Origin of the sequence: Streptomyces sp. NPDC101132, from assembly GCF_044759225.1 — a bacterium.
Lineage (GTDB): Bacteria > Actinomycetota > Actinomycetes > Streptomycetales > Streptomycetaceae > Streptomyces.
The window spans coordinates 344,084-359,517 of the sequence record NZ_JBIVYX010000004.1 but is presented as its reverse complement, the minus strand read 5'-3'; the positions used below and the strand labels follow the sequence as shown (position 1 = coordinate 359,517).

The following is a 15,434-nucleotide window of genomic DNA, read 5'->3' as shown; positions in this document are numbered from 1 at the left end:
TCGCAGGTCTGTGGGGGCGGGTCGCCCGCAGGGGGTGGAAGTGGGGAAAACCCGGACGCGGAACCCGGAGCGGACCTACTCTCAAGTTGTGCCAGGCGCGTCGGGCCGGGTGCTTGTTGTCGACGACAACAAGGTCATCCGGCAGCTGATCAAGGTCAACCTCGAGCTGGAGGGCTTCGAGGTCGTGACCGCGAGCGATGGTGCCGAATGCCTGGACGTGGTCCATGAGGTGCGGCCCGATGTCGTGACCATGGACGTCGTCATGCCGCGCCTGGACGGGATCAACGCCGCGGCCCGGCTGCGGTCGGATCCGCGGACCCGCCACCTGCCCGTCGCCATCGTCAGCGCGTGCACCCAGTACGACGCCGAGACCGGGGTCGCGGCCGGGGTGGACGCCTTCCTCGCGAAGCCCTTCGAGCCGGCGGAGCTGGTGCGGCTCGTACGGCGGCTGATCGACACGCGGCCGGGTGCCGACGAGCGCCCGGAGGGTGAGGACGAGAGCGGTGAGGGGCGGATGGGGGCCGGGTCCGTCATTCGATGACCGGGTCAGTCATTCGTTGAGTCGTTCTCCGGTTCACGCCAGTCCGGTCCACTCCAGTCCGGTTCACTGTTCACTCCGGTCCGGTTCACTCCGGTTCACTCCCGTCCGGTTCACTCCTGTCCGGTCCTCTCCGGTTCTGTGCGGTGTGGTGCGGGCGGTGCGGTCCGCGTTCGGTCCGTGGCGGTCCGTGTGTGGGTGCTCGGCGTGTACGGGCGTGCCCCCTGGGTGCGGCGTGGGCTGATTCCGGCGGCTTGGCGTTCACATGCCGGAATCGGTTCGCGGGGAGGGGGGGCCTCTCCCATACGCTTGTCCCGTGACCCCCGCCGACCTCTCCCGCACCGTGGCGCGTGCCGTGCGCAGTGCCGTCGCGCGGGGTGAGCTGTGCGGGGTGACCGTGCCCGACCGGGTGGTCGTCGAGCGCACCCGCCCCGGTGGGGTGGGGGAGTACGCCACCCCCGTCGCCTTCCGGGTCGGCAAGGGTGCCGAGGGCGGGCCCCGGCGGGTCGCCGAGGTGCTGGCCGGCTCCCTGTCCCGCGAGCCCGAGATCCGGAGCGTCGTCGTCACCGGTGGCGGGTTCCTCAATTTCGAGCTGCTTCCGGCTTCCGCGGGCGAGCTGGTGCGCGAGGTGGCCGAGAAGGGCGCCGCCTACGGGTTCGCCCCCGCGCCCCTGCCCGTGGAGCCGGTCGAGCCGGTCCAGCCCGTCGGGCCCGTCGACGCCGATGCCGACGCTGATACCGATACCGGCACCCCCACCGACCTCCGCCGCCGCGTCGTCCGCGAGGTCGTCGTCCGGCTGCTCCGGGCCCGGGGCATCGCCGACCCGTACGACGGGCTGGACGTCGCCCCCCTCGCCCGCCGCGACGCCGACGCCGGCGCGCGGTACGGCGACCAGGCCGCCCGGTGGGCCATGCTCAGCGTGCCGCCCGCCGAGGCACCCGCCTTCCCCGCGACCCTGCTCGCGCAGACCGAGGGCAACCCCTTCTTCCTCGTCCGGTACGCCCACTCCCGCGCCCGCGCCCTGCTCCGCAACGCCGCCCAGCTCGGTTTCGCGCCCGAGGCCGGCGCCACCCCCGACCACCACCCGGTGCTCCGCGCCCTCGCCGAGTACCCCCTCGTACTGGAAGCGGCCGCCCACCACCGCGCGCCCGACCGGCTGGCCAGGCATCTCGTCACCCTCGGGGATGCCCTGCTCGACCTCCAGCACACGGTGCTGCCCCTCGGCGACGAGAAACCCTCGGCCGCCCACCGTTCCCGTCTGGCCCTCGTCGAGGCCGCCGGGACGGTGCTCGCGGGCGGCCTGTCCCTGCTCGGCATCGACGCACCCGAGACTTCGTAGACGCAGACCCAGAAAAGAGCCACGCCGTCATGAGCCGTTCCGCACACCCCGCAGGCCCCCGCCACGGTGACGTGCTGCCCGAGAGCCACTACACCGCGCCGCCGGCCGACCTCAATGCCCTGGACGAGAAGGTCTGGTCGCGGACCGTGCGCCGCAACGACGACGGCGTCGTGTCCGTCGGCGGCCTCGAAGTGACGCGCCTCGCCGAGGAGTTCGGCACCCCGGCCTACTTCCTCGACGAGACCGACTTCCGCGCTCGCTGCCGCGCCTGGGCCCACGCCTTCGGCGCCGACGCCGACGTCTTCTACGCCGGAAAGGCCTTCCTCTCCAAGGCCGTCGTGCGCTGGCTCAAGGAAGAGGGGCTCAACCTCGACGTGTGCTCCGCCGGCGAGCTGACCACCGCGCTCGCCGCCGAGATGCCCGCCGAGCGGATCGCGTACCACGGCAACAACAAGTCCGTCGCCGAGATCCGCCGCGCCATCGAGGCCGGCGTCGGCCGGATCGTGCTCGACTCCTTCCAGGAGATCGCCCGCGTCGCCCACGTCGCCGCCGAGCTGGGCAGGCGCCAGCGCGTCCAGATCCGCGTCACCGTCGGCGTCGAGGCGCACACCCACGAGTTCATCGCCACCGCCCACGAGGACCAGAAGTTCGGCATCGCCGTGGCCGGCGGCCAGGCCGCCGAGGCCGTGCGCCGCGCGCTGGGCCACGAGAGCCTGGAGCTCATCGGCATCCACTCCCACATCGGCTCGCAGATCTTCGACATGGCGGGCTTCGAGGTCTCGGCCCGCCGCGTCGTCCAGCTGCTCGCGGCCGTCCGCGACGAGCACGGCGTCGAGCTGCCCGAGATCGACCTCGGCGGCGGCCTCGGCATCGCCTACACCCCCGAGGACGACCCCCGCGAGCCGCACGAGATCGCGAAGGCCCTCGGCGAGATCGTCACCCGCGAGTGCGAGTCCGCCGGGCTGCGCACCCCGCGCATCTCCGTCGAGCCCGGCCGGGCGATCGTCGGCCCCACCGCCTTCACGCTGTACGAGGTGGGCACGGTCAAGCCGCTGGAGGGCCTGCGGACGTACGTGAGCGTCGACGGCGGCATGTCGGACAACATCCGCACCGCCCTGTACGACGCCGAGTACAGCGTGGCGCTCGTCTCGCGCCGCTCCGACGCGGAACCCATGCTGTCCCGTGTGGTCGGCAAGCACTGCGAGAGCGGTGACATCGTGGTCCGGGACGCGTTCCTGCCCGCCGACCTGGCGCCGGGCGACCTGATCGCCGTACCGGCGACCGGGGCGTACTGCCGCTCCATGGCGAGCAACTACAACCACGCGCTGCGCCCGCCCGTCGTCGCGGTCGGCGACGGGGAGGCGCGCGTGATCGTCCGGCGCGAGACGGAGGAGGATCTCCTGCGTCTCGACCTCGGATAAATGAAATAGACATCTCGCGATCTGGACAGGGGATGGAAAGTCCTGTCCAGTGCGTGAGACTGGTTCACACCGTGCTTGCACGAGCAAGCCGGGTCATGACGAAAGGCGTAGGTCGAAATGATGCGTACGCGTCCGCTGAAGGTGGCGCTGCTGGGCTGTGGAGTGGTCGGCTCAGAGGTGGCGCGCATCATGACGACGCACGCCGACGACCTCACAGCCAGGATCGGCGCGCCCGTGGAACTCGCGGGCGTCGCCGTGCGCCGTCCCTCCAAGGTGCGCGAGGGCATCGACCCCGCGCTGATCACCACCGACGCCACCGCGCTGCTCAAACGCGGTGACATCGACGTGGCCATCGAGGTCATCGGCGGCATCGAGCCCGCCCGCACCCTGATCACCACCGCCTTCGAGCACGGCATCTCCGTCGTCTCGGCGAACAAGGCGCTGCTGGCCCAGGACGGCGCCGCGCTGCACGCGGCCGCCGAGCAGGCGGGGCTCGACCTGTACTACGAGGCCGCCGTGGCCGGCGCCATCCCGCTGGTCCGCCCGATGCGCGAGTCCCTCGCGGGCGACAAGATCAACCGCGTGATGGGCATCGTCAACGGCACGACGAACTTCATCCTCGACAAGATGGACTCCACCGGCGCCGGGTACCAGGAGGCCCTCGACGAGGCCACCGCCCTCGGTTACGCGGAGGCCGACCCGACCGCCGACGTCGAGGGGTACGACGCCGCCGCCAAGGCCGCGATCCTCGCCGGCATCGCCTTCCACACCCGCGTCCGCCTCGACGACGTGTACCGCGAGGGCATGACCGAGGTCAGCGCCGCGGACTTCGCATCCGCCAAGCGGATGGGGTGCACCATCAAGCTCCTCGCCATCCTGGAGCGCGCGGCGGACGGCCAGTCCGTCACCGCCCGTGTCCACCCGGCGATGATCCCGCTCAGCCACCCGCTCGCCTCCGTCCGCGAGGCGTACAACGCCGTCTTCGTCGAGGCGGAGGCGGCCGGCCGGCTGATGTTCTACGGGCCCGGCGCGGGCGGCTCGCCGACCGCCTCCGCGGTCCTCGGCGACCTGGTCGCCGTCTGCCGGAACAAGCTCGCCGAGGCAACGGGGCCGGGCGAGTCGGCGTACACCCAGCTGCCGGTCAGCCCGATGGGCGAGGTCGTCACCCGCTACCACATCAGCCTCGATGTGGCGGACAAGCCGGGTGTCCTCGCGCAGGTGGCCACGGTGTTCTCGGAGCACGGCGTGTCCATCGACACCGTCCGCCAGCAGGGCAAGGACGGCGAGGCCAGCCTCGTCGTCGTCACCCACCGCGCGGCCGACGCGGCCCTCTCGGGGACCGTCGAGGCGCTGCGCAAGCTCGACACCGTGCGCGGTGTCGCCAGCATCATGCGTGTTGAAGGGGAGTAAAGGACCCATGAGCAGCAATCGCACCCATCAGTGGCGAGGGATCATCGAGGAGTACCGGGACCGGCTTCCGGTCACGGAGACGACTCCCGTGGTCACTCTCCGCGAGGGTGGCACCCCGCTCGTCCCGGCCCAGGTCCTCTCCGAGCGCACGGGCTGTGAGGTCCACCTCAAGGTGGAGGGCGCGAACCCGACGGGTTCCTTCAAGGACCGCGGCATGACCATGGCGATCACGAAGGCGAAGGAGGAGGGCGCCAAGGCGGTCATCTGCGCCTCCACCGGCAACACCTCCGCCTCCGCCGCCGCGTACGCGGTGCGCGCCGGGATGGTCAGCGCCGTCCTCGTACCGCAGGGCAAGATCGCGCTGGGCAAGATGGGTCAGGCGCTGGTGCACGGCGCCAAGATCCTCCAGGTGGACGGCAACTTCGACGACTGCCTCACCCTCGCCCGCCGGCTCTCCGACAACTACCCGGTGGCGCTGGTCAATTCGGTGAACCCGGTGCGCATCGAGGGCCAGAAGACGGCCGCGTTCGAGATCGTCGACGCGCTCGGCGACGCCCCCGACATCCACGTCCTGCCGGTCGGCAACGCGGGCAACATCACCGCGTACTGGAAGGGCTTCAAGGAGTACGCGGCCGACGGCCTCGCCACCCGCACCCCGCGGGTCTGGGGCTTCCAGGCCTCCGGCTCGGCGCCCATCGTGCGCGGCGAGCCGGTGAAGGAGCCGCACACCATCGCCACCGCGATCCGCATCGGCAACCCGGCCTCCTGGGACTACGCCCTCGCGGCCCGCGACGAGTCGGGCGGCTTCATCGACGAGGTGACTGACCGTCAGATCCTGGCCGCCTACCGCCTGTTGGCCTCGCAGGAGGGCGTCTTCGTGGAGCCCGCCTCCGCCGCCTCCGTGGCCGGCCTGCTGAAGGCCGCCGAGCAGGGCAAGGTCGACCCGGGCCAGAAGATCGTGTGCACCGTCACCGGCAACGGCCTGAAGGACCCCGACTGGGCGATCGCCGGCGCCCCGCAGCCGGTCACCGTCCCGGTCGACGCCGAGGCCGCCGCGGTGCGGCTGGGCCTGGTCTAGGACGCCGGAGGGGCCTCCCGTACGCCCGTACGGGAGGCTCCCGCGTAACCGGACCCCCGGTTCGGCCGTTGGCCAGAACCGTGAACGGGTCGCCGCGCCGGACGGCGCAAACCGGCAAGACGGGCCGTACGCAGACAAACGGGCGAGGGTCGCCGCGACACGCATCGTGCGCCTCCTGTGCGCCCTATGTCGCGACAGAACCTTCCTTCGATAGGCTGTACTTACATCCGACCCGCCGCATATGCCCATGGTGCTGCCCCCGGGGCCTTCGGATGTCGTACGAAGTCAAGTACATTCACCGCGAACATCTCGCACAGTCACAAGGAGTGTCATCGAGCGATGGCCGGTCCAGCGTTCCGCGCCGCCGCCGTACGGGTGCGCGTCCCCGCCTCCAGCGCCAACCTCGGCCCGGGCTTCGACGCCCTCGGCCTGGCCCTGGGGCTCTACGACGACGTGGTCGTCCGGGTGGCCGACTCCGGCCTGAACATCGACATCGCGGGAGAGGGCGCCGACAGCCTGCCCCGCGACGAGAGCCACCTGCTCGTACGCTCCATGCGCACCGCCTTCGACCTGCTGGGCGGCCAGCCGCGCGGCCTGGAGGTCGTCTGCGCCAACCGCATCCCCCACGGCCGGGGCCTCGGCTCGTCCTCCGCGGCCATCTGCGCCGGCATCGTCGCCGCCCGCGCCGTGACCATAGGCGGGGAGAACAAGCTCGACGACGCCGCGCTGCTGGAACTGGCCACCGAGATCGAGGGCCACCCCGACAACGTCGCGGCCTGCCTCCTCGGCGGTTTCACCCTGGCCTGGATGGACGGGGGCGCCGCCAGGGCCATCAGGATGGACCCCTCGGATTCCATCGTTCCGGTGGTCTTCGTCCCCTCCAAGCCCGTGCTGACCGAGACCGCCCGCGGCCTGCTGCCGCGCAACGTCCCGCACGTCGACGCCGCCGTCAACGCCGGCCGCGCCGCGCTGCTCGTCGAGGCCCTCACCAGGCGCCCCGAGCTGCTGCTGCCCGCCACCGAGGACCGGCTGCACCAGGAATACCGGGCCCCTGCGATGCCGGAGAGCGTCGCACTGGTCAACCGGCTGCGCGCGGACGGAGTCCCCGCGGTCATCTCCGGCGCGGGACCCACCGTCCTCGCGCTGGCCGAGAACGGCACGGCCGACAAGGTCGCGCTGCTCGCGGGCGAGGGATGGGCGGCCAACCGGCTGGCCCTCGACTCCGCGGGTGCGAGCGTGCTGCCGCTCGCTGGCTAGGTCCTGCTGGTACCGCCCTTGTCGGAAGGGCGCGATTGCCGGTGAGTGAGAGGGGGAATGTCTGTTGGATCCGGTAGTGTTAACCTCAAGTACGCATCCAAAGCCGTCGTGGCTCGGTGCTCAGTGTCCCCTTCAGGGACCACCCTTCTTCCGGGAGCCTCCCCAACTGCTTTGATCACTGCCAGGCAGTTTCGAGCACGCTCCGGAATCGGCGTGACATTCCCACGCTTCCAGCTGGGGGGCTTCTCGCCGGAACCCATGCACGTATTCCTCCGCCGTACCTCTACCGGCGGACCACCGCCCCGACTCGGACCGCACACCAGGGACCGAGGTCGGACAGCACAACCGGTCGCCGAGCCAGACAGGCCGACGTCCGCTCCAGGGAAGGACCCTTCGTGAGCGACACCACCGATCTGATGGGCGCTGCCGACACCAGTGTCGACACCAGCGCGCCCGCGGGTGCTGCTACCCCCAAGCGCCGCCGCGCCGGCACCGGCCTCGAGGGCATGGTCCTGGCCGAGCTCCAGCAGGTCGCCTCGGGCCTCGGGATCAGGGGCACCGCGCGCATGCGCAAGAGCCAGCTGATCGAGGTCATCAAGGAGGCGCAGGCCGGAGGCGGCAGCGCCGCCCCCGCCAAGAGCGCCGGCGAGACCGCCGAGACCAAGCCCAAGCGCCGCGCCACCTCCAAGGCCCGCACCGGCGAGACCGCCGAGGCGCCGGCCGAGGCCCCCGCCGCCGCGCGTGCCGAGAAGCCGGCCGCCCAGCAGCAGATCGACATCCCGGGCCAGCCGGCCGGGGGCACCGCCCGTACGGGCGACGCCGAGCGCGGGGCGGACGACGCCCCGGCCGGCGAGCGCCGCCGCCGCCGTGCCACCGCCGCCGCCGGCAGCCCCGCCGGTGCCGAGGCGCCGGCGCAGGCCGAGGCCAAGGCCGAGGCCCAGACCGACGGCAAGGCCGAAGCGGCCACCGCTGTCTCCGCCCCGCAGGACGGTGCCGAGGGCCGTGGCCGCCGGGACCGCCGTGACCGCGGCGAGCGTGGCGAGCGCGGTCAGCGCGACCGCCGCGAGCGCGGCAAGGGCGACGAGCAGGGTGGCCAGCAGGGTCAGGGCGGCCAGCGCCAGCAGCAGGCCGGCCGCGGCCAGCAGAACACCGGGCCGCAGGACGACTTCGACGACGAGGGCGGCCGCCGTGGCCGTCGCGGCCGCTACCGCGACCGCCGTGGCCGCCGTGGCCGCGACGAGTTCGGTGCGAGCGAGCCGCAGGTCGCCGACGACGACGTGCTGATCCCCGTCGCGGGCATCCTCGACATCCTCGACAACTACGCCTTCATCCGGACCTCCGGCTACCTGCCCGGCCCGAACGACGTGTACGTCTCCCTCGCCCAGGTCCGCAAGAGCGGCCTGCGCAAGGGCGACCACGTCACCGGTGCCGTGCGCCAGCCGAAGGAGGGCGAGCGCCGCGAGAAGTTCAACGCGCTGGTGCGCCTGGACTCGGTCAACGGCATGGCGCCGGAGTCCGGCCGCGGCCGCCCCGAGTTCAACAAGCTCACCCCGCTCTACCCGCAGGACCGGCTCCGTCTGGAGACCGACCCGGGCGTGCTGACCACCCGCATCATCGACCTCGTGTCGCCGATCGGAAAGGGCCAGCGCGGTCTGATCGTGGCCCCGCCGAAGACCGGTAAGACCATGATCATGCAGGCGATCGCCAACGCGATCACCCGCAACAACCCCGAGTGCCACCTGATGGTCGTCCTGGTCGACGAGCGTCCGGAAGAGGTCACCGACATGCAGCGGTCGGTCAAGGGCGAGGTCATCTCCTCGACCTTCGACCGCCCGGCCGAGGACCACACCACGGTCGCCGAGCTGGCCATCGAGCGCGCCAAGCGCCTCGTCGAGCTGGGTCACGACGTGGTCGTCCTGCTGGACTCGATCACCCGTCTGGGCCGCGCGTACAACCTCGCGGCGCCCGCCTCCGGCCGCATCCTGTCCGGTGGTGTCGACTCGACCGCGCTCTACCCGCCGAAGCGCTTCTTCGGTGCCGCGCGCAACATCGAGGACGGCGGCTCGCTGACCATCCTGGCCACCGCGCTGGTCGAGACCGGCTCGCGCATGGACGAGGTGATCTTCGAGGAGTTCAAGGGCACCGGCAACATGGAGCTCAAGCTCGACCGGAAGCTCGCCGACAAGCGCATCTTCCCGGCCGTCGACGTCGACCCGTCGGGCACCCGCAAGGAGGAGATCCTCCTCAACAGCGAGGAGCTCAGCATCGTCTGGAAGCTGCGCCGGGTGCTGCACGCGCTCGACTCGCAGCAGGCGATCGAGCTGCTGCTCGACAAGATGAAGCAGACGAAGTCGAACGCCGAGTTCCTGATGCAGATCGCCAAGACGACCCCGTCGTCCGGCAAGAACGACGACTGACGCGGAACGAGCGGCCCGGCCGGAACCGGAACGGGCTTCTCCGGCGTCTAGGACACCGCCCTCGTCACTTCGGTGACGGGGGCGGTGTTCTGCGTCTGCGGGGGATCGCTCCCCGAGGCGCGCGCGGGGCCGAACCACCCGACACCGCCGAGGAGTTCGGCACCGGTACGGTCCCGCGGCCGCGCCGGCCCGCCCCGTTGCGGACGCCGGGCTTCCACCCGGTGTACGCGGTGCACGGCCCGTACGCGAACATCGTTGCGCGGCAGTCGCCCACCGGCTGCCCCTGCCCTGCGGCGGCCCCCGCCGCCGCCCGAACCGAAGGAATGCGCGTGCAGATACGCACTCGTGCCGCCCGGCCGTGGCGCAGGCCCGGAACAGTGGTCTCCGTGGCCCTGGCCGTCACCGCCCTGATCGGTACGGGACTGACCGCCACCGCGGCCCAGGCGGCGGCGCCCGCGGCCGTGGAGTCCCCGCTCGTCACCGAGGTGGACACGGCCGGCACCCCGGCGGCCGGCACCTCCGCGGCCGGGACCGTAACGGACGACCGGGACATCGCCGAGCGCGTCGCCGGCTCCCTCGACGCGCGCCGGCGCAAGGCCGCCGAGTCGGGGGCGAAGCCCTCGGCGCCGATGATCATCGGCGGCGGCGCGGAGAGCATCGCCAACGCCCCGTGGATGGCACAGCTCCACTTCTTCGACGACCAGGACACCGAGGACCCCGAGGACGACCTCGGGTTCTTCTGCGGCGGCACCGTCGTCACCCCGACGAAGATCGTCACTGCCGCCCACTGCGTCGACGGCCTCGACTGGACCCTCGACAGCTTCGTCGTCGTCGGCACCAGCCGGCTGCCGACCGTCAACGACGACGACTCGGTCGACTGGCACGGCGGCACGTACCGCTTCGTGAAGCGCCAGTGGAAGCACCCGTCGTACGACGTCGCCACCACCGACAACGACGTGGCCGTCCTCACGCTCAGCTCGCCGGTGACCGTCAAGAACCTGCCGATCGCCCGCTCCACGGACACCTCGCTCTACCAGACGGGGGCCACGGCCAGCGTGTACGGCTGGGGCCGCTACAGCTCGACGAGCGAGGACATCTCCCCGTACCTCAAGCGCGCCGACCTCCCGCTCGTCGCCGACACCACCTGCGACGACTACTGGGGAGACCAGCTGGTCAAGGGCCACATGCTCTGCGCCGGCACCCCGGCCTCCGGCAAGGACGCCGGCACCACCTCGTCCTGCATGGGCGACTCCGGCGGCCCGCTGGTCCGCAGCGGCCGGCTGATCGGCATCGTCTCCTGGGGCTCCGTCACCTGCGTGAACGAGGGCTCGTACGGGGTGTACGCCAAGGTCACCGCGTACGCCGGCCCGATCCGCGCCCGCGTGTACGACGCCAACTGGAGCGGTGACTCCACGGCCGACCTGCTCGCCCGCGGCAGCTCCAGCAAGTCGGTGTACCCCTTCCACTCCCGGGTCTCCGGCTACAGCCGGCAGAGCGCCTGGACCACGCTGGCCTCGGCCAACCTGATCACCCAGACCGACCTCGACCGCGACGGCCGCCAGGACGTCGTCCGCCGTGACACCGGCGGGGCCGTGTACTGGTCGCACTACGTCTCCGGCACCGGCTGGGTGCACACCAAGGTCGTGAGCGACTGGAGCACCCGCCGCCAGATCGTCGCCCCCGGCGACGTGACCGGCGACGACGTGCCGGACCTGCTCAGCGTCACCGAGTCCGGCAACCTCTACGTCTACCCGGGCAAGGGCGACGGCACCTTCGCCGCCTCGGTCCTGGTCGGTCCCGGCTGGCAGGCGTACGGCATGGTCCGCGGCCACGGCGACTTCACCGGCGACGGCAAGGCCGACCTGGTGGCCCGCGACGCGGCCGGCGCCCTGTGGCTGTACAAGGGCACCGGCACCGCCGGGACCTCCGCCTTCGCCGCCCGCGTCAAGATCGGCGGCGGCTGGAACACGTACAACCGGATCGTCGCCGTCGGCGACGTGAACACCGACGGCCGGGCCGACCTGCTGGCCCGCGACGCGGCCGGCGCCCTGTGGCTCTACAAGGGCACCGGTTCGGCCACCCCGAGTGCGACGTTCGCCACACGTGTCGCATTCGGAACCGGTTTCGGCGGATACGACCTGCTCGGTTAAAGCCCAGGTGAGCGCCGGACGACAGGCCGGCGCCACCTCCTCCGCACCGTCACGCCGTGCCCACCGTCTCCACGCGGTGGGCACGGCGCGTCGTGCAACCCTTCGGCGGGATCCCCCGTCTCTCCTGGCGGAACGCGGGAGGGGAAGCGGCAGACCCGGGGATGATCGCGGAGACGAGGAGAGCATGACCGAGCAGAGCACGCGTGCGGGGAACGGCAAGGGCCGACGGCGCAAGCGCCCGCCGACGCGACGCAGGGCGCTCGGCGTCGCCGCGTGGACGGCCGCCGGCGTGGTGGCGCTCGGCGGCGTGGGCCTCGGCTACGTGTACGTGAAGTTCAACGGCAACCTCAAGAGCGTCGACATCGACGCGGCCCTCGGCGACGACCGCCCGGCCGACGTCGACAACGGCTCGATGGACATCCTGGTCCTGGGCTCCGACTCCCGCTCCGGCGCCAACGGGGAGTACGGCGCCGACGACGGCGGCTCCGCCCGCTCGGACACGGCGATGATCGTCCACCTCTACGAGGGCCACAAGAAGGCCGCGGTCATATCCATACCCCGGGACACCCTGGTCACGAGGCCCTCCTGCGCCACCGACGGCGGCGGCACGGACCCGGGCGGCCGGCGGCAGATGTTCAACGAGTCCTTCACCGTGGGCGGCCCGGCCTGCGCGGTGAAGACCGTCGAGAAGATGTCCGGCATCCGCATGGACCACTACCTCGAGGTCGACTTCACCGGCTTCAAGAAGATCATCGACAAGCTGGGCGGCGTCGAGGTCACCACCACCAAGCCGATCAAGGACGGGGCCAGCCACCTCGACCTCGCCGCCGGCACCCACAAGCTCGACGGCGAGCAGTCCCTGGGCCTGGTCCGCACCCGCAAGAGCGTGGGCGACGGCAGCGACCTCGGCCGCATCCAGCTCCAGCAGGCCTTCATCAAGGCGCTCATCAAGCAGGTCAAGAGCATCGGGGTGTTCGACGACCCCAAGCGCCTGCTCGACGTGGCGGACACCGCCACCAAGGCCATCACCACCGACCGCAAGCTCGGGGACGTGAAGTCGCTGATGGGCTTCGCCGCCGGACTGGAGGGCATCGAGCCCTCCGGGATGCAGATGGTCACCCTCCCGGTGGGCGCCGACGCCGCCGACCCCAACCGCGTCGTCCCGCTGGAGAAGGAGACCGGGCTCATCTGGGCCGCGCTCCTCAGGGACCGGCCGCTGCCGGCCGCGGCGCTGGAGACGGGCGCGAAGGGCCAGGCCGAGGGGATCCTGAAGTAGCACCCGGAGGCCCCCGGAATAGACCGGCACCCGGGTCGGTTGACCACAGCGTCCCGCAATTTTGACAGGCGTCCCGGTCCTGGCAGACTGGTACGTCGGCCCCGGTTCACGCAGCGCGCAATTCCGCCCCTGCGACCCGGCGCCCTCCCGAAACTAGGAGACACCTTGAAGCGCGAGATCCACCCCGAGTACGTCGAGACCCAGGTCAGCTGCACCTGTGGCGCGTCGTTCACCACCCGCAGCACCCTGACCGAGGGCACCATCCGTGCCGAGGTCTGCTCCGAGTGCCACCCGTTCTACACGGGCAAGCAGAAGATCCTCGACACCGGTGGCCGCGTGGCCCGCTTCGAGGCCCGCTTCGGCAAGGCTGCCGGCTCCAAGAAGTAGCGAGCCACGGCGCCGGTCGCCGGCTGCCCCCGGTCTCCCGGGGGCGGCCCGACCGGCGCCTTTGTCGTCCCGCGGGCGTGGCCCCGTACGCCGCCCCGGCGGCCGGCGGCCCCCGCACCCCCGCAGCCCTTTCGCTCATTCACTCCAGGAGTCCCCCGATGTTCGAGGCGGTCGAGGAACTGGTCGGCGAGCACGCCGACCTCGAGAAGCAGCTCGCCGACCCGTCGGTCCACTCCGACCAGGCCAACGCGCGCAAGCTGAACAAGCGCTACGCGGAGCTGACCCCCATCGTGGGCACCTTCCGCGCCTGGAAGCAGACCGGCGACGACATCGACACCGCCAAGGAGCTCGCGGCCGACGACCCGGACTTCGCGGCCGAGGTCAAGGAGCTCACCGCGCAGCGCGAGGAGCTCACCGAGAAGCTCCGCCTGCTGCTGGTGCCGCGCGACCCGAGCGACGACAAGGACGTCCTCCTGGAGATCAAGGCGGGCGCGGGCGGCGACGAGTCCGCCCTGTTCGCCGGCGACCTGCTGCGCATGTACCTGCGCTACGCCGAGCGCGTGGGCTGGAAGACCGAGATCATCGACTCCACCGAGTCCGAGCTCGGCGGCTACAAGGACGTCCAGGTCGCCGTGAAGACCAAGGGCGGCCAGGGCGCGACCGAGCCCGGCCAGGGCGTCTGGGCCCGCCTGAAGTACGAGGGCGGCGTGCACCGCGTGCAGCGCGTGCCGGCCACCGAGTCCCAGGGCCGGATCCACACCTCCGCCGCCGGCGTCCTCGTGACCCCGGAGGCCGAGGAGGTCGACGTCGAGATCAACATGAACGACCTCCGCATCGACGTGTACCGCTCCTCCGGCCCCGGCGGCCAGTCCGTCAACACCACCGACTCCGCCGTGCGCATCACGCACCTCCCGACCGGCGTCGTGGCGTCCTGCCAGAACGAGAAGAGCCAGCTCCAGAACAAGGAGCAGGCCATGCGCATCCTCCGCTCGCGGCTGCTGGCCGCCGCGCAGGAGGCCGCCGAGCAGGAGGCCGCCGACGCCCGCCGCAGCCAGGTGCGCACCGTCGACCGGTCCGAGAAGATCCGTACGTACAACTTCCCGGAGAACCGGATCTCGGACCACCGGGTCGGGTTCAAGGCGTACAACCTGGACCAGGTCCTCGACGGCGACCTCGACGCGGTCATCCAGGCCTGCGTCGACGCCGACTCCGCCGCGAAGCTCGCGGCCGCGCAGTAAGACGCAAGACGCGCCGTAACACCGCGCGGTAACACCTCGTACGGACTCGCTGGAGGAAGCGTGAACCTGCTGCTCGCGGAGGTGGCCCAGGCCACCCAGCGGCTGGCCGCCGCGGGCGTGCCCTCACCGCGCTTCGACGCGGAGGAGCTCGCCGCCTTCGTCCACGGCGTCAAACGGGGAGAGCTGCACACCGTCAAGGACGCCGACTTCGACGCGCGCTACTGGGAAGCCGTGGCGCGCCGCGAGGCCCGCGAGCCGCTGCAGCACATCACCGGGCGCGCCTTCTTCCGCTACCTGGAGCTCCAGGTGGGGCCGGGCGTCTTCGTGCCGCGGCCCGAGACCGAGTCGGTCGTGGACTGGGCCATACACGCCGTACGGGCGATGGACGTGGTCGAGCCGCTGATCGTGGACCTGTGCACCGGCTCCGGCGCCATCGCGCTGGCCATGGCGCAGGAGGTGCCGCGCTCCCGGGTGCACGCCGTCGAGCTGTCCGAGGACGCCCTGGTCTGGACGCGCAAGAACGCGGACGGCTCGCGCGTCACCGTCCACCAGGGCGACGCGCTCACCGCGCTGCCCGAGCTGGACGGCCAGGTGGACCTGGTGATCTCCAACCCGCCGTACATCCCGCTCACCGAGTGGGAGTACGTCGCCCCCGAGGCCCGGGACCACGACCCGGAGATGGCGCTGTTCTCGGGCGAGGACGGCCTCGACACCATCCGGGGCCTGGAGCGCACCGCGCACCGGCTGCTGCGTCCCGGCGGCGTCGTCGTGATCGAGCACGCCGACACCCAGGGCGGCCAGGTCCCGTGGATCTTCGCCGAGGAGCGGGGCTGGGCCGACGCCGCCGACCACCCGGACCTGAACAACCGGCCGCGCTTCGCCACCGCCCGCAAGGCGCTGCCGTGATCACCCCCGACCCCGCC

At 71.9% G+C, this 15,434-nt stretch carries 12 protein-coding genes; all 12 read left to right on the top strand.

Going from position 1 to position 15,434, the window contains the following annotated elements; genetic code table 11:
* The first annotated feature begins 40 nt into the window (after positions 1-40).
* The 12 genes from ACIQUR_RS12045 to prmC all read left to right on the top strand — a co-directional run bounded on the left by ACIQUR_RS12045 (position 41) and on the right by prmC (position 15,417).
* Entirely contained in the window at positions 41-541 is a 501-nt protein-coding gene (locus tag ACIQUR_RS12045) for a response regulator (RefSeq protein ID WP_403662237.1), read from the top strand.
* A 313-nt stretch (positions 542-854) separates the two neighbouring features.
* The gene (gene nrtL, locus ACIQUR_RS12040; protein ID WP_403662234.1) at positions 855-1,877 is read left to right on the top strand and encodes an ArgS-related anticodon-binding protein NrtL; all 1,023 of its coding nucleotides are present in this window, start codon (positions 855-857) and stop codon (positions 1,875-1,877) included.
* Between the two features lie 29 nt (positions 1,878-1,906).
* Positions 1,907-3,298 (top strand): diaminopimelate decarboxylase, encoded by a 1,392-nt coding sequence (lysA, locus tag ACIQUR_RS12035; RefSeq protein ID WP_403662231.1) that lies wholly within the window; start codon positions 1,907-1,909, stop codon positions 3,296-3,298.
* Between the two features lie 117 nt (positions 3,299-3,415).
* Positions 3,416-4,708 carry a homoserine dehydrogenase gene (locus tag ACIQUR_RS12030; RefSeq protein WP_403662228.1) on the top strand — a complete coding sequence of 431 codons (1,293 nt, stop codon included), beginning with the start codon at positions 3,416-3,418 and terminating at the stop codon, positions 4,706-4,708.
* A 7-nt stretch (positions 4,709-4,715) separates the two neighbouring features.
* Complete coding sequence (thrC, locus tag ACIQUR_RS12025) at positions 4,716-5,786, top strand: threonine synthase (protein WP_403662225.1); 1,071 nt, start codon at positions 4,716-4,718, stop codon at positions 5,784-5,786.
* Between the two features lie 339 nt (positions 5,787-6,125).
* On the top strand, positions 6,126-7,043 hold the full coding sequence (thrB, locus tag ACIQUR_RS12020) for a homoserine kinase (protein WP_403662222.1): 918 nt from the start codon (positions 6,126-6,128) through the stop codon (positions 7,041-7,043).
* Between the two features lie 395 nt (positions 7,044-7,438).
* Positions 7,439-9,460 carry a transcription termination factor Rho gene (gene rho, locus ACIQUR_RS12015; RefSeq protein WP_403662219.1) on the top strand — a complete coding sequence of 674 codons (2,022 nt, stop codon included), beginning with the start codon at positions 7,439-7,441 and terminating at the stop codon, positions 9,458-9,460.
* Between the two features lie 329 nt (positions 9,461-9,789).
* The gene (locus ACIQUR_RS12010; protein WP_403662216.1) at positions 9,790-11,610 is read left to right on the top strand and encodes a trypsin-like serine protease; all 1,821 of its coding nucleotides are present in this window, start codon (positions 9,790-9,792) and stop codon (positions 11,608-11,610) included.
* A gap of 184 nt (positions 11,611-11,794) precedes the next feature.
* Positions 11,795-12,886: an LCP family protein gene (locus ACIQUR_RS12005; protein WP_403662213.1), complete on the top strand. Its 1,092-nt coding sequence runs from the start codon at positions 11,795-11,797 to the stop codon at positions 12,884-12,886.
* A gap of 165 nt (positions 12,887-13,051) precedes the next feature.
* The gene (rpmE, locus tag ACIQUR_RS12000) at positions 13,052-13,273 is read left to right on the top strand and encodes a 50S ribosomal protein L31 (protein ID WP_030492616.1); all 222 of its coding nucleotides are present in this window, start codon (positions 13,052-13,054) and stop codon (positions 13,271-13,273) included.
* Positions 13,274-13,431: 158 nt separating this feature from the next.
* The gene (gene prfA, locus ACIQUR_RS11995) at positions 13,432-14,511 is read left to right on the top strand and encodes a peptide chain release factor 1 (protein ID WP_403662209.1); all 1,080 of its coding nucleotides are present in this window, start codon (positions 13,432-13,434) and stop codon (positions 14,509-14,511) included.
* A gap of 60 nt (positions 14,512-14,571) precedes the next feature.
* Positions 14,572-15,417, top strand: a complete 846-nt coding sequence (gene prmC / locus ACIQUR_RS11990) for a peptide chain release factor N(5)-glutamine methyltransferase (protein ID WP_399948604.1) — start codon at positions 14,572-14,574, stop codon at positions 15,415-15,417.
* Positions 15,418-15,434: the final 17 nt, after the last annotated feature.

Bases quoted from the DNA above. Each gene is read 5' to 3' on its own strand.
- lysA (WP_403662231.1), top strand. From the start codon at position 1,907: ATGAGCCGTTCCGCACACCCCGCAGGCCCCCGCCACGGTGACGTGCTG.
- ACIQUR_RS12030 (WP_403662228.1), top strand. From the start codon at position 3,416: ATGATGCGTACGCGTCCGCTGAAGGTGGCGCTGCTGGGCTGTGGAGTG.
- thrC (WP_403662225.1), top strand. From the start codon at position 4,716: ATGAGCAGCAATCGCACCCATCAGTGGCGAGGGATCATCGAGGAGTAC.
- thrB (WP_403662222.1), top strand. From the start codon at position 6,126: ATGGCCGGTCCAGCGTTCCGCGCCGCCGCCGTACGGGTGCGCGTCCCC.
- ACIQUR_RS12005 (WP_403662213.1), top strand. From the start codon at position 11,795: ATGACCGAGCAGAGCACGCGTGCGGGGAACGGCAAGGGCCGACGGCGC.
- prfA (WP_403662209.1), top strand. From the start codon at position 13,432: ATGTTCGAGGCGGTCGAGGAACTGGTCGGCGAGCACGCCGACCTCGAG.